Below are 19,070 nucleotides of genomic sequence, written 5' to 3'. Positions count from 1 at the left end.
GCGTACCCCCTCCCGACGGCATCGCGATGTGCCAAGATGGTGATGCTGATCTCACCATCGGTAGAGTAGGCATCCATGGATGAGATTAGCATCGTCGGCATGACCTGGCAAAGCAGGTCTTACAGATTCATGGCGCTACGTCGGACGGGCGCGTGGTTTTTCTGCAGGAAGCTGTCCCGGCCACAGTTCGCAAAGTTCATGGGAGCCCTACCGCCATGTATCGTGGCCATGGAGGATTGCGGCACCGCGCATTACTGGGGCCGGGAATTCGCCCGGCTCGGCCATGACATCCGGCTCGTCCCGCCCGTCTATGTCAAACCCTTCGTGTAGCGGCAAAAGAACGATGCCGCGGAAGCGGAAGCGATTGCCGAGGCGGCCCAGCGACCGAACATGCGGACGGTGGCGGTGAAGAGCGCCGCGCAGCAAGCCCGAGCGATGCTCTTTCGCACCCGCGATCTGCTCGTCGGCCAGCGCACCCAGCTGGTGAACGCACTGCGCGGCCATCTTGCCGAACACGGCATCGTCCTGGGTAAGGGCATTGGCAACGTCCAGCGCCTCGCCCTTCGCCTGGAAGAGGATGACCTGCCGGACCTGGTCCGGCACTTGGGGCGGCTCTATCTCGATTAGATCGCCCTCCTTGGAGCCGAGATCGAAAAGCTGGACAACCGTATCGTTGCCGCCGCGAAAGAAAACGGGGTAGCCCAGAGGCTCCAGACCATGCCCGGGATCGGCCCGGTCTGCGCGATGGCGATTACCGCCTTCGCACCGGACATCGGTGAGTTCCGACGAGGGCGCGACTTTGCGGCCTGGCTTGGCCTTGTGCCGCGACAGCATTCGAGTGGCGGCAAGCAGAAGCTGGGCCGGACCTCGAAGATGGGACAGCGCGACATCCGACGCCTGTTGATCGTGGGGGCGATGTCGATCGTCCATTGGAGAGGCCGCGACGGCGGCAGGCCCGGATCATGGCTCGCGCGTATGCTGAACCGAAAGCCGCGCATGCTTGTGGCCATCGCGCTGGCCAACAAGATGGCACGCATGGTCTGGGCCATGCTTGTGCGCGAAGAAGATTTCCGAGATCCAACCGGCGCGGTCTGCTGACCGCTGCGGGCGGAGCGTCGGCGATGTGAGGAGAGCAATCACCCCTATGGGCAAATGATCGAACAGATCCGGGTCGGGAAAACCAGTGGCATCCAACGAGCCTCGAGCTCGCAATTTTGGTTTTGACCTGCCCCCCGCGAAATCCCTCACCGTGATGTAGAGTTTGCGCCACCCCTGAAGGAGCAGACACATGCGAAAGAGCCGTTTTACCGAGGCGCAGATCATCGGAATGATCAAGGAGCAGGATGCAGGCATGCCGACGGCTGAGGTTTGCCGCAGGCATGGTTTGAGCACGGCAACGTTCTACAAGTTGAAGGCCAAGTATGGCGGGATGGAAGTGTCTGAGGCCGCCAGGCTGAAGGCGCTCGAAGACGAGAACGCCAAGCTCAAACGCCTTTTGGCCGATACCATGCTGGACAACGTCGTGCTGAAAGACCTGCTGGGAAAGAACTGACGACATTGACCAAGCGGCGAGACGCAGCGCTCCAGGTGATGCGGGATCACGACATCTCGCAACGACGGGCCTGCAGGCTTGTTGGTGTAGATCCCAAAACAGTCCGGCGTGAACGCCCGCCAGACTGTGCCAATATTCGCAAGGAGATGCAGGAGATCGCTGGCAAGCGGTCGTCCATTGAAGGCTCCATTGATGAAGTGGATGGCTCCCGCTTCCGGCATCGCAATGTGCCATGTTGGGTGCTGTTGTCACGGCCAACAAAGGGAGCCATCCATGAACGAGGTTATCACGATCGGGATCGATCTGGCGAAGTCCGTTTTCCAGCTGCACGGTGTTGACGCCGAGGGTCGTCCCTCGTTGCGCCGTCAACTCAGACGCAGCCAGATGCTCGAGTTCTTTCAGCGCCAGCCGGCGTGTCTGATCGGCATGGAAGCCTGCGCCAGCGCGCATTACTGGGCCCGGGAATTGATCAAGCTCGGGCATGAGGTTCGGCTGATGCAGCCCAGCTATGTGAAACGGGGCAAGACCGATGCGGCCGACGCGGAAGCGATTTGCGAGGCAGTATCCCGCCCCTCGATGCGGTTTGTCCCCGTGAAGAGCGAGGACACGCAGGCCCGGCTCATGACCCATAAGGCGCGGGAGTTTCTGGTGCGCCAGCAGACCCAGGTCGTGAACGCCATGCGTGCGCATCTGGGCGAGTTCGGGATCGTCGTCCCGAAGGGGTTTCACAACGTCGAGCGTCTGATCGCAGCATGTGACAGGGCCGATCTGCCGGCGCCAGCGCGCAAGGCCCTGAACCTGCTCGCCGATCAACTGGTCCACACGCAGAAGAAGATCGAGGGCCTCACCGCCGACATCCGTGCAGATGCCCGTGGCAATGAAGATGCGCAACGTCTGCAAACGATCCCCGGGATCGGCCCGATCACCGCCAGTGCGCTGGTCTCGGCGCTGCCCGACATCGCCGACTTCAAGTCGGGACGGGATATCTCTGCCTGGTTGGGCCTGACTCCGCGACCGCATTCCACCGGTGGCAAGGAAAGGCTGGGGCGCATCTCCAAGATGGGAAACAGGTATCTGCGCCGACTGCTCTATCTTGGCGCCATCGCGCAGGTCAGCGCCCGGCGCCGTGGCGAGCCCGGCGAAGACTGGCTGTGGAAGATCATTCAGCGCAAGAAACCGAAACAGGCCGCGATCGCCCTGGCCAACCGCATTGCGCGCACGGCCTACGCGCTGATGAAGAAAAAGACGGAATTCCGGGCGGCCACCACCGCCTGAACACGATCAGGGGCCACACGCCCCTCCAGAAAGGCAAGTGCATCGTGAGATGATGGCAAATGACGGACACATCGCCGAGGACACCCTGTTCGGACCGGAGCGCCAGAGAGCGCGTGCCATTGATTGGGACCGAAGCGACCGCGGACTTTCATCAGGGCGCGCAGCCACCATGCTGCAATCGAGACGCCGTATACATGGCCGCAGCCGAAATCATGCCAGCTTCAACCGACACGCCCTTGCCCCGCGGGAGCCATCCATACATGGTCCGAGGACAATGGTCGACGGTTCGGCTACCGCCGGATCGGCGTCCTGCTGGAGCGCAAGGGCATGGTCATGAATCACAAGAAGCTCTACCGGATCTACCGCGAGGACGGGCTGTCCGTGAAAAGCGGCGAGGCCGGAAACGGGCGCGCGGCACGAGGGTGCCGATGCCGGTTGCCGCGCGGACCAACGCACGCTGGTCGTTGGACTTTGTATCCGACAGCTTCGGTGCCTCGCGGAAGTTCTGGATCCTGGCGGTCATCGACGATTGCACCCGGGAATGCCTGTGCCTCGTAGCGGACACCAGCCTTTCCGGCGCACGGGTCGCCAGGGAGCTCAGCGCCCTGATCCGGATTTACGGAAAGCCCGGCTGCATTGTCAGCGATAACGGCACCGAGTTCACCAGTCGGGCCATCCTGAAATGGGCCGACGAGAACTCCGTACCGTGGCACTACATCGATCCGGGCAAGCCGCAGCAGAACGCCTTCATCGAAAGCTTCAACGGCAGCCTCCGGGACGAGTTGCTGAACGAGGAGATCTTCGACAGCCTCGACGATGTTCGCAGGAAGCTGGCCTTGTGGCGCTACGACTACAACACGGTCAGGCCGCACTCGTCCTTGGCCAACCAGACACCGCAGCAAGCGCGCCGAGCGCTTGAGCAATTTGAGGGCTCCGCGCCCGGCGCGCTTGCGCCAGATACGGAACCGGAATACCAAAATACAACCTGCAGACTCTCGTTATGAATGAGGGGCCAGCAGGGGGCAGGTCAACCACAAAAGCCGAAGGTGGACATTTACACGGCGGATAGCATTCTTCCGATGGTCTTAGGGTGTGCAGTACCTGTTCTGGAAACACGATTTGTCCACGTTGGTCGTTTTCATATGAAAATTGTCAATGCGCACGGTTCCCAGTCCGTATCCACTCGATCATTGGATTAAATGAGAACCGTGGTAGACATCGGGAATGAAGGTCAAAATTTCGGGGCATCGGAGCAGCCATCCGAGTAAGTCCCGAAAACCTTTATCTTATCCTGTCAATCCACGCCCGAACCAAATCTGCGACGTGGTCCGAATTCACATCCATCATTGGGACATGCGAGTTGCCAGGAATACCGTTGGCCGGCAGATCAAGCGTCTCGACAACCCCACCAGCTTTGACGAGCGCAGCGGCATAGGCGTCAGCCCGTTCGCGGTAAGAAACCCAGGTGGGCGAGTTCTCGATATAGTCGCCCCATACGAACAGATGGGGCACCTGTTTCGCTTTTCCGATGTCCTCGGGCGCAGACGCCGGCTCGATGATGACCACGCCCTTGAAGAATTCAGGGTGACGCGCGGCGGCTTCGAGGGCGAAGTTGCCACCCTGACTATGCGCAATCAGCCAGACCGGCCCGGTCCGCTTCGATCGTCTTGGTCAGCAGCCATTCCGCACCCTCTTTACCGATCCGGTCCTGCAAGCGGCTCAACGCCGATGGGTGGATCGGTGGTTGATCCTCAAAGAACGTCTCGCCGATGAAGTGCTGAAAGTACGGGTTCGCGATCCAGCGTGCGACAACTGCATCATCCGCCAAGCGATATCCATGCTGCAGGTACATTAACCCGACCACCAGCCTTGGATGCGTTACCGATCGGCCTTCCTTCGACGGGAAAAATTCCGCCCATTCCCGCTCAAACCACTCCCAGTCGATCAGCTCGGACAGTTTTACCAACTCGTGGCGCATGTCGATCATATCGACGAGGCGAGACCGCAACAGATAGTCCTGTTCCGTGGCGCGGTGGCAGTGCTTCACGGCGGCAGTCCGAAATTGCAGGGTCTCTGCAGGAAATTCTATGAAAACCTGCGGCGCAAGGCCAATGAAATCACGCCGTTCTCACGCCAAATCAGCAACTTGAATATAGTTCAAGGCTGACCCATTCTCAGGCACGTCTGGATGGCGGTGCCACTTTAGGTCTGTTGGCGGCCAGGCCTGACTGACGGCGCAGCATCCCAGATCATCTCAGGATCGAACCAGATCGTCAGTGAGCCAGGGAGCTTCAGTGCTTCGTTGTAAGCTGGCCAGTTCCTTGTCATCTAGGCGGGCGGTGCCGGTCTGCTCATGCGTCCCAGCTACCATGCTGGATTCACGGGATGAATTCGACACAGGATTTGTGCATATAGCCGGTAGGTGCACTCATAACTTCAGTCTGCCGGTTCAGTTGCAGTCGAAAATGCACGGCCCAGACGGTTCTTCCGATGTCCTCTCAGCGTAATCCGATAGGTAGAAAAAGAAGTTCGGCAAATAAACCGTCTCCGCCCCGACGATCGGTTTGTACGTATATGTGCGCCCGCTGGGTTGTTCGCCCACCTTCGGCGCGAATTCGCTGCCATTCCATGCCAGTTGCTCTGGGCGCGCATATAGGCCTGCGCTCATGTTACCCAGATGATAGCTGACCCAGCAAACATCCTGCCGCAACTTGTCCACAACAACCGGATCGATGCTTTTCGCACGGCTAATCAAGGTCTGGGGTGATTGTGCCAACAAGCTGCGATTTGCGCCCGGAATTTCGGCTAGGTCCGACAGTATAGCCAAAACATCGTCATTTGAGACGACCTGATCGCCTGAGAAGCTCTCAGCCAGTCGAACAACCAGGCGTCTGAACTGTTCTTCTTGATCCGGCGCGCCGACAGCGCGGCACATGGCCGAAAATTGATCCTTGAGGTCGGAAGCCTGTTTCGGTTCGAGCGCGACAGAATAGGTCCAATTAATTGTCTTGAATAGACCATTGTGGTATAATTCTCTGGGCGCGAAACCAGTACTGGCTTCTGCGAATATAACGATATCATCGGGGTTTAGCCCGCGATCCTCTAGAATCTGGTCATCAATCCGTATCCGTGAGGCCACCGCGTCCTGAACCTCATCCTTAGGGCTACGGCCCGTTACCCGCGCCCGCAGTTGGTTGGTGGCGTCAAGAACAGTATCCATGGCCAGATCCAACTGCGCCTGAACTGTATTTGCAGTCAATGCTCCATCATCCCGGAAATCTATCACTGGCATGAAGTCGGAAGCATTGCTGCCCTCGACATTGGGGGCAAACACTGTCAGCGCCTGCTTGACAAAGTCCTCGCGTGCGGTGGTGCGGCGTGGGTTTCCCTCGTCATCCGTCGAAATGGCGACCGGCAGGTAATACACGTTCCGTGCGTTCAGACGTGCTATCACATCGTTCAGGTTCAAGGCTGGCCGGCTGCCGTGGTCGGCCATGTGGATGACGATCCTCGGGCCGTCAGCGAACCAGGCACGGTTTTGCTCGAAACCGGCGGACAATTGCACAACGGCCTCTAGGGCCGCTTCGGGAAACCCACCTGCGGCATCGTTGAGCCCGGTATGCTCTGCCACCCGAGCGAGGCGCGCGTCGATATCGAAACCGGTCTCGATACGCGAGGGTGGCATGATTTCTTGGGCGACAATCGGGTCAAGCATCGCCGTTGCCCCGTTCGATTGGAAATCGCTATAGGCATAGACCCCAACCCGCAGGTCTGGTAGCCGGTTCGAGGCGTTAAGGCTGCGGGACCTATAGCTGCGCACGAACTCGCCAATGCCTGATTGCACTGCCGAAAGATATGGCCGCATGCTTTCCGTCGTGTCGATGACAAGCATCACATTAAGCTGGTTGATCTTGTCGACCTCGCGCGCCAGCTGTGCTTCGGACATAAGCTGCGTAGCAGAGCCTTCGCCCGATTTGCCTAGAAAGATCACCTCGTGATAGGCAGGCAGGTCATCAGGATGACTGCCAACCAAGTCCGGGCTGGAAATCCGCACGAGCGGGTAAGACAAAGGTGGCAAATTCCCATGCAAAAAAGAAGAAAGCTCGGATGGGGAAAGGTCAGGCTCGATTGTCGGTCGGGTTTGGCCACCATCACGCATATGTTGGATCATCGATTTCTGATCCTGAAACATTCGCCCTTCACCCGCTTGGTCGTAGTAAAGGCCGATGCGCGTCGGCCAAAGTTGGATAGCCCGAAGGTTGATCCAACCGAACATATCGCCTTCGCCGTCACCCACCAACGCCATGGGCGCGTTGCGATCCCCCATCGCCAGATCGTGGATTTCCAGAACCGAAAAGAACAGCCGTGAATCCAATTGGCGGCCACCTACTGGCGCCGTCATGAACGGGTAAGGCCCAGTTTCTGTTTCCAGCGTCGAGCCCATCAAAACACCTTTGGCACGCAAACCGCGCGGCACACCATTGCAGTCGATCAGGTTCTCGCTGAACCGGGCATTTTCCGGCGAACAGAAGTCTTCGAGTTTCATGGCCCGAGGCGTTTCGCAAACGGCGCTCTTGCGATCTGACAGGGCGTGAGGATCCAGCAATTGACTGGCATCGACCCAGCCGCACAGGCTGCGGTCACCATTGGCAACAAAAATCCGCCGCGTACTGCCAAGATCGACCTCGCTATAACACCCGACTGGTTCGAATAAACCATCCCGTGTGTCGATAGGTTGGCGCGCATTGGATTGCCCGTAAAATGTGACATCCGAACCGATCAGCCACTGACCGCCGCTCTCATTGCCATTTAGCGCTTCACCAAGCGCAGCGCATTGCGTCGTATCGTTCAGCGATAGTTGCCCAGGGGGAAGCCCAACTTGCGCCCTTGCTTGCAGGCCCGCAAAGACGGCAACGAGCGCCGTAGCCGTAACCAACACCTGTCTAAAAAAAAATTTTAAGATATTCATTTCACGATATCCTCCAAGACAGAGTAGACCTGATCACCCAACGCCACTCCATAGCGTGCCATCGCCGGTTCAGCGCTGCGCCACGACTCGACAACAAAAGGGTAAACCCTCAGATGATCTTGGGCGCTTGCGCATGCATACGGGCCGCCCAGCCCGCTTGGAGCACTCGCCGACAGCGCCATTGGACGCATGTTAGGCAAAACGCCGTCCTGTCCGGCCTTAAGCTTCAGCAAGGGGAACAGGTGCAGAACAACCTCAAGCTCATCGATCTTGGACACGCTATCAGCGATCCGATCATAAATCTTGTCGCCACAGGTATCTGGCAAGACGTCCGTTGGATTGGCGGCCAGAACCCCGATCATAACGATATCCAGCCTTTGCAAGCCACTGTCACTGGCATTTTCTGCCAAAACCGATAGCTGCCGCAGAATGTCATCGACTCGATTGGGAAGACGGGTATCAGCAATGCTATGCAGCGCTCCACTGTCGATAATACCCTCTTTCAAGCGTTGTCCCACCTGATCCCGCAGAACCTCTGCTTTCAGGTCGATTAGCGGCAATGGGCTGGCAGGGCCGCCTTTGTCAAGGGATGCACTGGTCAAAAGCCACGGCTTGTCTCCGTAATCTGCCGTCATTCGATCATGTGCATCTCCAAGCGCGGTTACAATTGGACGAGCCACTTGATCAGCTTGTGACGAGAAAGGGCCGATCTTGTCTTCCAACTCGGATGCATTCTGCGCGAAAAGGTAAGCAATCCCACGCCCCCCGCCGGTATCACCGCCAAGCTTCAAGTCTAGAACCAGCGCGGCGGGCAGTGTCACGGTTTGGTCGCCGCTTCCGCAGGCGGCAACATCATTGACCTTTATGGTGCCACTGACGGTGCCGTTCTGCTGTGCAACCGGATCGGCGAAATGCCCCGAGAACAGGCCTTGCGCACCTGAAACGGGGTCAAGAAATACAGTTCGGACCTGTCCCGACCTAGATTGATAGACGAAATCCAGTGTGCATTGCGACGGATTTCCCCCAGCAGGCAACTTGACAGCTATGGAATCGGGTTCGACCAGCGCGGCACCTTTTTTAAGTATCCAATTGCCATCGGTATCAATTTCGACAAGCGCCGCGTCCCGCGCGATCAAGTCCAACATGCCAGCAGTGCAGTCCGGTTCGCTTGTAAAGATGGTGGCTGGCTGCGTCATTCCTCTTACCAAGCAAGCCAGACCGTCCTTGCCGAACCTGTCCACATCAATTGCCGACAGCTTGCCATTGGAATTCTCGCTGAACAGTCCGAAGGTAACCGCGCCGCCGTCAATCGGTTTCGGCGGCGGCGAAATGATCCCCTCGACAGCTTCGTCAATGGCAGCGCGGCTGTCGCTTCTGCCAAAATTGCCGCCCGTAGCCTTATCTTGGGCAATGGGCTGGCCGTTTCCGGACGCATCTACACTCAGCCCGGCGAAGATCTCGCAAGCTGGCTCACACAGGATGATCGCCCCTCGGGTCACCTGTCCAACGTCTTTGTATGGTTCAAGCCTGGCTCGCAACTCGTCGCTTGCAACTCGATTCATGAACACATCCATATCGAATGACACGTGATTAACCTTTCCTCGTGAACCACGCCAATCCGACCCCAAAAAATCTGCTTTTGTGAAGGTCGATGCCTCTGCTAGCGTTCGGCCAGCACTGGATATAGGCTTGAAGCTGACCCCAATACGGTATGCACTGTTGCGCCAGCCCGACAAAAACCGGTCATGTGTTTCCGAGGTGTTCACTTTTTGTAGAAGAAATATCGGATATCGCGCAGAACGCTCTTTCGTATCCGTGATCAGGTGCCCGATTTCGTCCGCCTGCTGCGACTCTCCCACACGAAATTCGGCTAGCATAAATGCACATGAGAGCGTCGTCCCATCAAGCATGGCCTGAGCCGATCCTGCCACGATTGGTCCGTCCCTGTCCCAATTTTCAATCAAAGAAACGGGATCATTAGGATCACCTATCTCCGTCCTGAGACGGTTGCTGACGAGAAGCGTCACCGGTTGTTCATCAATTCCTGTCATTATTTTGCCATTGTCCCCGGCGAGCATCTCAATCCCCGCCTTGCAATCGAAGGTCGGAATGTCTTGGGCCAGTGCAGGGCCCGAGCCGATCCCAAGGAAGAGCCCGGTTGCAATGGTTTTGAACGCGTTATTCATGTTCTCCCCTCACCTGAAAATTACAACATGCGCCTGCTCGCGTGGGTTCGGCTTTATGATCACCCCGCCACCTTGTCTGGGCGCACAAACCTGAGGGTCTGCATCGGGGCGCTCCCAAACCCAAAGCTGCGTCAAAAACGGCCGGTCTATGCCTTTGCGCGTGTCAAGCCATTCCAACGCCTCGGCACAGCGGTCGACCGGCAGACGAAGCTCGGGGCGCACAAGCGCCGCTGCGTCGCTCGGCAAGACAAAGCTGTCAGACACTCCACCGGCATAGGCAAAGTCCGGCTCCGGCGTGATGCCCTGCAAGGTCAGGCGCTCTTCAAGCCGCGCAACCTGCGCTTCGGCTTTGGCAAGGGCGGTTTGCGCCGCGTCGCGTTCGACTTCGGAGAAGTCCAGTTCCTTGCGGACCTGCTCCAAGTCCGCTCGCGCCGCAAGCAGGCGCGCCTCCAACTCGGCCACGGCCTCTTCGGATACTCTCGCATCTTCGCATGCGGCAAGCGCTTCGTTCAGGCGAATATTGGATTTCTTTTGCACCCGCAGTTCCACGTTTGCGTCGTTCAGATTTCCGGTGCAAGTTCCGAGTTCCGCACGCAATTCTGTGACATTGAGGCATTGGACATCTTTGGTTAGGTCTTGGATCACAGCAACCAGCGCCTCGTTGCTTGCGTTGCAAGCTGCGAGTTCTGGACTGGCGGAGCGAGGTTCTGATTCTGCGACAGGCGCTGATTTGTCGTTTAGATCAACCTCGATTTCGCCGGCTGGCACAGGTTCCGCCTCGCTTCTGAGCATGTCCACCGGTTCACCCACGGCGTTCGGCTCAGGGGCGGCCTCAGCGGCAGGATTGATGCCCAATACGCTATCTTCAACGACCGCTGGGTTCGGCTGAATCACGGGCGGCTTGTCCGCCTGCCCGATCGGCTCCTGCGTTGGCGGTGCATCGAAGTTCTGGGCGCCCCCCTGCCCTGCAAGCAGGGCCAAGGCAAGGCAACAAGCGTAGAAACTCTGGCCCTTGGTCATATTATCACTCCTGCAAGTAGCTTTTGAGGTGATCGCGTGTACGATACCACCAAATAGCCACGACGCCGCAAATGGTCACCACTGCCGCAACGATGACCAGCCCGACCGTCGCTGACAAAGCCAGATTTCGGACCAACTCCAACCCGAGCATCTTAGCCGGCAACCATTGCTTCACTCCGCCCCAGAAAAGCAAAACACTGCCCGACAAGACCACTCCCGCCAGCAAGACAGCTGGGATCAGATGAATGAGCATCACCACCGCGGTTTCCCATAGCCGGAACCCATGTGCGACAAACAGCGCGAGTACGCGCTTGTTCAGTTCGAGTTGTGAACCGATCACCAGAATGAACACCACGGCACAGGCCGCCAGATTGAAGCCAACAATTGCAAACGGCACAGTTTCCGCCGCCCGCGCCATGTCACGCAGTGTCGCGACAGCGCGCTCGCTGTCGTCAGTTTGTGTATATCCCTTGTCGTACAGTACTTTACGGGTTGCCGCGAAGCCCTCGACCGGGAAATAGGCGTTGGCCGTTCGGAAACCGCCGGGCGTATCGTTGTCGAACAATTGCGCGGCCTGTTGAAAGGCGTCTTCGGTTGCCAACAATTGCGGTACACTGGGATATAGAGTTGGAAAGGTCTTTACCGCGCCGCCAATTTCGACACGCAGTCTCTTCAACTCTCCTGCTTGACCCGCGGCCCAGTCAGCCTCGATCACCGCATTGGCCGGCAAATCACATTTCTCCCTGACTAGGTCGAGCCAGTCAGCGTCTATCAACAACCGTGGCACCGTGGGAAGGCCCGCGATAGCGGGTTCTTTGACTTGCAACGCGCGTTGCAAGTCGGATGGCAGGCCCGCTTCGTCGGACAGGCGTGTTTCACGCAGTATCGGATCGTTGCGGTTCAGGACAACCGTGTTCAAGGGCACGGCTTGGCGGCATATCGGCGAACCGTTCAGAAAGATCAGGCTCGACGAATCAATGGCACGGCGGCCAAAAACCTTGACCCTGTCCGGATCAGCTTCGGGGGCCTGCTTGGCCAGTTCGTCCCGAATGTCACTTTCCAGCGCTTTGATCGTTCCATCCTCGCCCGAATAAAGAACATCCGGCTCTGGTCGACCAAGATTGCTGGGCAGCGACTTGTGTACGAAGCCGATCCGCGCCACCGCCGGATCACGCAGGCGTTCTGCACTGTAGCGATTCGCGATCATGCCACCGAACCCGGCAGCAAATATCTGCGTCATCAAGACCAGAACGATCAGCGCTAGCCCAAAGCCGCTATAGGACTGGGCTTGCCACCACCACCGCCGTGGGGTCGACATCGGCGCGATGTGATCGGGGTCGATCGCGCGCACCAAGGCGGTTTGCGCGGGCGGCAACAGCGCCCCGGGTGCACCGCATTCCGCCCGCACCGCCCGCAGTCCATCCGTCGACAGCGCGTGCGCAATCCACGAGGCAAACCGCAGTCGTCCGATCCGGATCGGCCTTTCGGGCGTTGGCATGTCCGGGCGCGATGTCTCTGTGTCTGGCGCACCGGACAACCCGGCTGAAATCTCGCGCAGAGCGGCAAGTCGCTGCGCCACATTCTCGGAGTTTAGCTGGGCAAGCTGTGTCTCCTCCGCGCGATGGATTCGCCCCGCAGAGACAAAGACATAGTGCTTTGCATATTTCGCTGCCTGATCCAAATCATGCGTCACCCAGATCACCGGGCGTTTGCGCAAATGCGACCAATTGCGCAGTGCGCCCATGGCAAGATCGGCGTTGCTGTCATCGAGGCTGGAGGTTGGTTCGTCGCATAGAATGGCCTGGCGGTTGGCAATCAGCGCCCGCAGAATGGCAACGCGCTGCTTTTCTCCGCCTGACAGATCCCGGCTGCGCTTGGCCAGCAGGTGCCGATCCTCACCGGACAGCCCAAGGTCGCGCACTTCCGAAACGATGTCTCCGAGTTCGTCTGCTTCGATCCAGTCCGCGCCCCGCCCCGCGACACGGCCCGGCAGCATGTTCAGAACAGCGCTGCCGGCACCCAGCAACATCGGCGACTGAAAGACGAAGGACACAGCGGTGAACGATTTGCGGAGCTGCCATAGCGGCGTGCCGTTGAAGCTTAGAACACCCTCGGGGCCGAATTGCGGTGCGATGAAGCCGCTGAGCAACGACAGAAGCGTGGTCTTTCCAGAACCGGACGGCCCGATGATGGCTGTCACCCCGTCCGGTGCAATCACCAGATTCTCGACAAGTACGCCCGGCACGCGATCCCTACAGGTCTTGAGGTCAGCCCAACTTGCGCCTGAATAGGAGTAATAGACGTTTTTCAGAATGAACATGCGACGGTTATACCTTTACAAAAATCGAAATCAGCCAGGCCAGTCCGGCCGCACCGACCGCCAGCCGCACCGATGACGGGGGCCAAGCTCCGTTCTGCCCCAAAAAAGGCAGTAGCAGCGCACAAAACCAGCTGAGGGCGAGCACCCCCAACAAGGCCCGCCGCTCGGCGGGTGCAGGCGTCCGCTTGCGTCCGATCAACAGCAGCAAGGTCACGACACAGACCCAGCTTGCCCCGGCGATGGTCAACGCGATGGTCGCCGGGCCGACCGTTCCTTTGGCAAAGTCATGCAGGTTGGGTCCGAACGTCAGAGCCCCCCCCCACAGCGCGCCCCATCCGAGCATCGCCGCGATGGTAACCAAGGCCTGTGCCAAGACGGGGCGCCGAGGATCATGAAGAATGAGCAAACCAACAGTCACCAGAAGCGCGCCCAAGAGGCTGGTGAATGATATCGCGCTAAGCCCGGTCACTGCCCGACCTCAGCTTCGACCTGCGCCAGACGGGCTAGGGCCACCTCGGCACAAGTTGCACTCGGCGAAGCGTCGGCCAGTGCCATTTTGCGCGCGGCCAGCACGGGACCGTCACCAATCAACAGAGCCACCAGTCCGTTGGCAAAACTCAGCCACACGTCCTGCGGTTTCTGAACGTCTTGCGGAACCTGACGTTGCAGGGCGCGTTCGATAACGTGCCAGATGTGACCCAACATCAATGGACAAGCGCTGCCTTCGGTCAGGTCCAGAAGCGTATTCATCAGTTCTGAGGTCAGAGCCTCGCAGGATTGCCCCTGTTGCCAAGATTCTGCTTCAAGCCATGCCCGTACCCGCCAGACTCTTACTTGAAAACTCGACTTGTCAGCGATCCACGCCTGATCCAGGAGTGGCGAAATCTCATCGCGCCATTTGTCCGGCGCGGCTTGATCCGATGCCAGCACGGCCTGCCAAAACAATCGGTCAGACCGCAGTCCGGCCCTCAATCGGGGTGGCGTTCCGGCTGCGACAAGCAACACGCGCGCCTGTTCTTTCTCGCCAAATTCCAGCGCCATCTGGATGGTCAAATTAGTCAGAATATCGGTTTGCACACCGTTCAACCCTGGGCTTTCCCGAGCAGCCTGAAGGAACCGGGTGGCCGTTTGCCAGTCCGATTGTAGCGCTGCCGCAGCCGCGTTCTTGCGGACAAAATCAGGCCAGTCCACACCGATCACGCTCTGGCGCATGGCAGCCCCCGACGCATAGGCCACGCCATCGCTGTTGCATCCGTCCTCAATTTGGTCCCTAGATCGTTCACATTCTGGGCAAGGAGGCGGCTTGGGGGGAGGTGGGGGTGGCGGGCAAAGCTCAAGCCCGCATTGCGTGACCGCCTGCCCCACAACCGGGCCGCACCAACCCATAGCCAATAGGAAGATCGCTGCGGTCCACTGCTTCATCGGAACACCCGTTCGCCCTTATACGACAGGGGTTGCAGGGCGACCGCTCTGTCCGAGCGCTTCTCTAAGCCGCGCTTTGGATCGAAAAGTTCAAAGCGCAAGCTTAGCCCGCAGCGCTCGGAAAAGCGCGTCAAAGGTATCAAGTCGTCCAATTGTCCCCAAACGAACACGTTCAGCGCCTGTGGGACTCCGTCTGGACACGCTCCGTCCTGCAAGTCGGCGGCGGGAACGACGAAGTCCTTCCACGCCTCTGGCGGTGTTGCAGGCACAAAGCCCCAGAGCAGGTCAAAGCTTTCGGGCGATGTGCCCGTAAAGCCAAGACTCAGGCCACTTTGTCCAGGGACCGGCGCACTTTTCAACTTATCCACAATCCCTTCTCCGACAGCCGCCATGTCAAATACAGTGAGCTCCTGGCCGACATACAAGCCAAAGCCACCTCGGCGATTGATGGTCTGCCATGTGGCGGGCTGGGCCGTAAGCGTTGGAACCTCCTGCCCCGTCGATACCTCAACGGGATCCCGTGGGTCCGGAATGGTGTTAAATTTGACAAAGACGAACAAAACGAGCACCGCGCTAAAGAATGCCATGGCCAAGTCGATCGACGCAGTTTCATCGGCTCGTTCGCTCATAGGTCAGACATGGCCTCCTGTCCTGACACAACTGTGAGACCAAAAACCGGTCGAGCAGAGCCTCGGTCCAACCGGTTGTTGATCTGGGAATTGTGTTTGCGCACCACTTCGTTCTGCACCCTTTCAAGGCAACTTGCCGAAAGCTTGCCGGCCCCATCGGGAATCAGCGCGATGGTGTAGAATAATGCTGGTGCGAGACCCAAGCCCTGTGACGCCCACGCGAGTTCATCCATGGAACTCAAAGCAAGCCGTCGCGTGCCGTCTGGGGTTTCCAAGATCAAGGCAACGTCGTCCTCAGACGATACCTCGGATGTTGGGCATCGGGCTAAGATGTCTGCTTGAATCGGTAACGGCACGTCAGGCGTCGGGCGCAGCATGGCCAATACCAGCAGCAGCGCACCCGAAGAGGAGAAAAAGAGGTCTGTCATGGCGATGGCAAATCCGGATGACATGGTTCGCCCCCCTGCGGTCATCGGCTCAGGTCTCAGACGTCAATTGGCGCAGGACAAGATACTGGATGGCCCCTACCAGTCCGAGGAATGTGGTATCGAAAGCAGTCGAAAGGCCGACGATAAGGCTGGTCGGATCCTGCTCCAGCATCGCATCCCTCAGCCCCCCAACCGCAAGGGAAACGCCGATGACCGTGCCCAGAAAGCCCAAAGACGTAAGCACGGTCTGGCCCCACGCTGCAAAGTGATCGTAAGCCGACATTGGTCCTCGGCGGACGATCCAGCGATGCCAAAAATAATGTGGCAACACGGCAAGCGCCGCGGAAAGCAGCAGGAATTGGAGTGGGTTTCCGGGACTGCGACACCAGACCCCCTGAATATAGGGCAGCCCATCGCAAGCTTCGGAGTCCGTCAGAATTCCGCCTTGCCAACTGGCATAGAGCCATGCAAGACCGGCAACAACTAACAGGACCCCCAAAGCATCCCGGGCAATCAAAGCGCCGCGCGACACGAACCCCGACCTTATGGCGTTGCTGCGCTAATGATGCCCGTCGCCACTGCACGGCCACGTGCGACGATATCACCGAATTCCGCCACATTGGTCGAGATGAGCTCTGCCGCGCGGGTCACCTCTCCAGCCCGGATAAAAAAGGCGATGGCTTCGCGGTTTTCTTCCAGCGCGGCAATCACATTGCGCGCTTCAATCACTGTTTCTGCGCGGCTACGATCATCGCTATCGAGGCTGCGCAGCGTGTCGCGCAATGTCGGGATGACACCGCGGATAGCGTCGTTGTCCGATGCCTCGGCCTGATCGATCAGGCTTTGAGTTTCCTCACGATATCCGTCAATTGCATTGTCAAACTCGGAATCGTCCTCCATCGCGTCCGTTACCTCCGTCAGACGGGCGATCAGCTGCGCCACCGTCTCATCGGCCTGTTCGATATTGGCGCGCCCTTGGCGCAACGCTTCCAGAACCTCGGGAAAAGAGGCCGCACGCGCTTCGAGATCGGTCATCAGCGCATCAATCTGCTCGGCGCGCTGCACGGCTTCGGCGCGACGGTCGGCATCCGATCCGTCTTCCTGTGCCAAGAGCGGCGAGGTCATCAATACTGTGGCCAAAAGCGCCGAGGGAAAGAGTTTGCGAATAGTCATGGTCATCTCCTTTGGCCATGGAGCTAATTAATCATTAGATCGTCACGGGTTGGTTGGAACGCCTGCCGAAGGACACCAATCGTAATGAAGCAAAATCAGGTTCTCGATGGTTGCGCCCGCGCGCTCCAGATTGCTGATCGAACGAGACAATTCCTGCATACGTTCCGTAAGTGGCCGCATGGTCTCCTGACTGTCACGCACTAAGTTATCCGTCAGGCTATCCGACGTATCACCACGCTGCGAGCGATTGCGATAATACGCCTCCCATTCCTTTCTGCACTCTTGTAGCTCACGGGTGTTCTCTTGGGTGACTCGCAGGCTTTCGGGGTCGTCCGTGGCCAACACGTAATTCTCCTCGAGTTCCGGCATGCTGAATTCACACAAAAGGTCTCGATTGCTGACATCACTGTAGTCGCGTGTCAGCAGTTCGCCGTATTGGCTCAGTTCTTGCTCCACCATTGTCGACAACAAAGCCGCCTCCTGTTCCAGCGCTTGCGGCGTGTCGGAGCAGTTGGGGCGAGGGTTCTCGCTGGTTTGACTCTGCTGGCGACACAGAATCTGGTCTCGAATACGCTCAAGTTTGTTACACTCATCAGCCGGAGACGGCTCTTCGACGACCGCTGGCGCCAGGAGAGACTCAGGCACCTCGACGGCCGCGAAGATTGCCGAACAGCTTGCGTCGTCGCGCCCTTTAAGTTCGGTTGAGCAATAGTTCTGGTTGCCGTCGGAATATCGAAGATCGTTGCACGCAGACCGACATGTCTCTGAGCAAAGCAATTGCAACGAATTCTGAGTGCACAAAGTAAGGTAGTCCCGGCAAAACCCGGGAACGCCAAAAAGCACGAATACCGAGAAAAGAAAAACTACTCGAATCGAACAATCCTCCACTAAACGGTGTAAATTCAGCAGCATTAACCGCACCAAGCTGATCATACTAACGCAGCCCAAGCAACCATTAATTTATCAACCACCGTTGACTTGCCTCATCAAATGTTTGCACCTGAAAATAGCGCATGATGTTGTTTACGTTGGAGAAGCCGTCTACTAATGCCTCTGGCGATTGAAGGCCAGAGCTGGTCGCCTTTGGTGCACAAATCGGCGTGTGACTGTACTTCCCTTTGTCCGGACGGGTTTTGCCTGTGAGTTCGGCAACTGGTATGCTGAGAGCGGTGTAACAGTTCAGGACGGCGAAACGGATTTGGATGTTCGCGACCCGTTGGTATCAGTCTCACGCAATGTTCTAGCAACTGTATCTCTCACGCCATTGCGGCGGTCCATTTCTGACGGCTCTTGCACAAGGCGTTTGCGATAGTGACCAGCTTTCTGGCGACGGCGGTGATGATGACCTTGTGCGGTTTTCCGGCCTTGCGGAGGCGATCCGCGAAGGATTTCAGGCTCGGGTTGTGATGTGCCGCGACCGAGGCCGCCTGGAACATCACGTGCCTCTGGGCGCGGCGCCCTTCAGCGATGGAACGTTTTCCGCGAAGGGTTCCGCTATCCTGCGCGACCGGCGCCAAACCGGTGAGTGCGGCAGCCTGTTCGCCGGTGATGGTGCCGATCTCGGGCATTTCTGCGATCAGCATCGTGCTGGCAACCGGGCCGATCCCCGGGATGGAACGGAGAACACCGGTGATCTCCGACAGGCGTTCATCGCTCGCGATGGCTCGGGTGATCCTGTCTTCCAGTTCCTTGATTAGCCTGTCAATCCGTTGCTTCAACTCGGTGTCGACGTCCTCGAACATCACGGCGGTGCCGAGCTTCTGATGCGCACGGATTTGGGCCAGCAGCCGTTTGCGCATCTCGACCAACTGCGCTCTCTTGGTCTTCAAAGCTCTGAGAAGGCGCAGCTTTTCCGCTGGAAGAATGCGGCCTTTTGAACCGCGCCGGGTTTGCCGGAGGCTCCAACTCTTGAGTAGGATGGAGCATCATGGCCTGCTGCCGGTTTCGTGGACACGAAGATAAGATCGTGACCACGAGACTGGAGACAGCAAATGAAGAGACGAACGTTCAGCAAGGAGTTCTGGACGTGTCGCGGTTTGATGCCGCTCCTTTGATAGCATTTATTGCAGCAAAGGAGACGAACCATGGGACTGAAA

At 58.3% G+C, this 19,070-nt stretch carries 15 protein-coding genes and 5 pseudogenes; 5 read left to right on the top strand and 15 right to left on the bottom strand.

The genetic code is table 11. The features are described 5' to 3' along the window. Positions 1–75: 75 nt before the first annotated feature. From D8Z78_RS22890 to D8Z78_RS22875, 4 genes and pseudogenes are all read left to right on the top strand, one after another. A pseudogene (locus tag D8Z78_RS22890) lies at positions 76–1,098 on the top strand (IS110 family RNA-guided transposase). Between the two features lie 190 nt (positions 1,099–1,288). Then, positions 1,289–1,722: pseudogene (locus tag D8Z78_RS22885) on the top strand (transposase); the annotation flags it as partial. Positions 1,723–1,825: 103 nt separating this feature from the next. Beyond that, positions 1,826–2,827, top strand: a complete 1,002-nt coding sequence (locus D8Z78_RS22880; RefSeq protein WP_121633619.1) for an IS110 family RNA-guided transposase — start codon at positions 1,826–1,828, stop codon at positions 2,825–2,827. Between the two features lie 279 nt (positions 2,828–3,106). Beyond that, positions 3,107–3,831 (top strand): annotated as a pseudogene (locus D8Z78_RS22875) (IS3 family transposase); the annotation flags it as partial. Positions 3,832–4,108: 277 nt separating this feature from the next. Here the strand turns inward: D8Z78_RS22875 and D8Z78_RS22870 are convergent. Together D8Z78_RS22870 and D8Z78_RS22865 are read right to left on the bottom strand one after the other, a co-directional pair. Next, positions 4,109–4,462: an alpha/beta hydrolase-fold protein gene (locus D8Z78_RS22870; RefSeq protein ID WP_240672239.1), complete on the bottom strand. Its 354-nt coding sequence runs from the start codon at positions 4,460–4,462 to the stop codon at positions 4,109–4,111. A 10-nt stretch (positions 4,463–4,472) separates the two neighbouring features. Further along, positions 4,473–4,874, bottom strand: a pseudogene (locus tag D8Z78_RS22865) (transposase); the annotation flags it as partial. Between D8Z78_RS22865 and D8Z78_RS24910 the strand changes: the two are divergent. Beyond that, a complete protein-coding gene (locus D8Z78_RS24910; protein WP_206169728.1) occupies positions 4,797–4,994 on the top strand; it encodes a hypothetical protein in 198 nt (65 codons plus the stop codon). The pseudogene D8Z78_RS22865 and the gene D8Z78_RS24910 sit on opposite strands and share 78 nt — an antisense overlap. A 38-nt stretch (positions 4,995–5,032) precedes the next feature. Here the strand turns inward: D8Z78_RS24910 and D8Z78_RS22860 are convergent. The 13 genes and pseudogenes from D8Z78_RS22860 to D8Z78_RS22800 form a co-directional block, all read right to left on the bottom strand. Then, positions 5,033–5,155, bottom strand: a pseudogene (locus D8Z78_RS22860) (IS5/IS1182 family transposase); the annotation flags it as partial. Positions 5,156–5,276: 121 nt separating this feature from the next. Continuing rightward, positions 5,277–7,796: a vWA domain-containing protein gene (locus D8Z78_RS22855; protein WP_121633623.1), complete on the bottom strand. Its 2,520-nt coding sequence runs from the start codon at positions 7,794–7,796 to the stop codon at positions 5,277–5,279. Continuing rightward, a complete protein-coding gene (locus tag D8Z78_RS22850) occupies positions 7,793–9,982 on the bottom strand; it encodes a hypothetical protein (RefSeq protein WP_121633624.1) in 2,190 nt (729 codons plus the stop codon). Before D8Z78_RS22850 ends, D8Z78_RS22855 begins: the two co-directional genes overlap by 4 nt. Positions 9,983–9,991: 9 nt before the next feature. Beyond that, on the bottom strand, positions 9,992–11,002 hold the full coding sequence (locus tag D8Z78_RS22845; RefSeq protein ID WP_121633626.1) for a hypothetical protein: 1,011 nt from the start codon (positions 11,000–11,002) through the stop codon (positions 9,992–9,994). A 4-nt stretch (positions 11,003–11,006) separates the two neighbouring features. Beyond that, positions 11,007–13,322, bottom strand: coding sequence for an ABC transporter ATP-binding protein (locus tag D8Z78_RS22840; RefSeq protein ID WP_121633628.1), 2,316 nt, complete (start codon positions 13,320–13,322; stop codon positions 11,007–11,009). 7 nt (positions 13,323–13,329) lie between these two features. Beyond that, the gene (locus D8Z78_RS22835; RefSeq protein ID WP_128910896.1) at positions 13,330–13,755 is read right to left on the bottom strand and encodes a hypothetical protein; all 426 of its coding nucleotides are present in this window, start codon (positions 13,753–13,755) and stop codon (positions 13,330–13,332) included. 32 nt (positions 13,756–13,787) lie between these two features. Then, positions 13,788–14,534 carry a hypothetical protein gene (locus D8Z78_RS22830; RefSeq protein WP_128910895.1) on the bottom strand — a complete coding sequence of 249 codons (747 nt, stop codon included), beginning with the start codon at positions 14,532–14,534 and terminating at the stop codon, positions 13,788–13,790. A gap of 206 nt (positions 14,535–14,740) precedes the next feature. After that, complete coding sequence (locus D8Z78_RS22825; protein WP_121633633.1) at positions 14,741–15,373, bottom strand: hypothetical protein; 633 nt, start codon at positions 15,371–15,373, stop codon at positions 14,741–14,743. Beyond that, positions 15,370–15,801 carry a hypothetical protein gene (locus D8Z78_RS22820; protein ID WP_164933068.1) on the bottom strand — a complete coding sequence of 144 codons (432 nt, stop codon included), beginning with the start codon at positions 15,799–15,801 and terminating at the stop codon, positions 15,370–15,372. Before D8Z78_RS22820 ends, D8Z78_RS22825 begins: the two co-directional genes overlap by 4 nt. 49 nt (positions 15,802–15,850) lie before the next feature. Beyond that, positions 15,851–16,333, bottom strand: a complete 483-nt coding sequence (locus D8Z78_RS24905; protein ID WP_206169727.1) for a MotA/TolQ/ExbB proton channel family protein — start codon at positions 16,331–16,333, stop codon at positions 15,851–15,853. Between the two features lie 11 nt (positions 16,334–16,344). Beyond that, positions 16,345–16,974 carry a hypothetical protein gene (locus D8Z78_RS22810; protein ID WP_121633639.1) on the bottom strand — a complete coding sequence of 210 codons (630 nt, stop codon included), beginning with the start codon at positions 16,972–16,974 and terminating at the stop codon, positions 16,345–16,347. Positions 16,975–17,016: 42 nt separating this feature from the next. Next, the gene (locus tag D8Z78_RS22805) at positions 17,017–17,907 is read right to left on the bottom strand and encodes a hypothetical protein (protein WP_128910894.1); all 891 of its coding nucleotides are present in this window, start codon (positions 17,905–17,907) and stop codon (positions 17,017–17,019) included. A 323-nt stretch (positions 17,908–18,230) separates the two neighbouring features. After that, positions 18,231–18,773 carry a transposase gene (locus D8Z78_RS22800; RefSeq protein ID WP_240672237.1) on the bottom strand — a complete coding sequence of 181 codons (543 nt, stop codon included), beginning with the start codon at positions 18,771–18,773 and terminating at the stop codon, positions 18,231–18,233. Between the last annotated feature and the right edge of the window lie 297 nt (positions 18,774–19,070).

It is taken from the genome of Tropicibacter alexandrii (genome assembly GCF_003667315.2).
Lineage (GTDB): Bacteria > Pseudomonadota > Alphaproteobacteria > Rhodobacterales > Rhodobacteraceae > Tropicibacter > Tropicibacter alexandrii.
The sequence above is the reverse complement of the archived record's forward strand: the minus strand, read 5'-3'. Positions and strand labels throughout refer to the sequence as shown.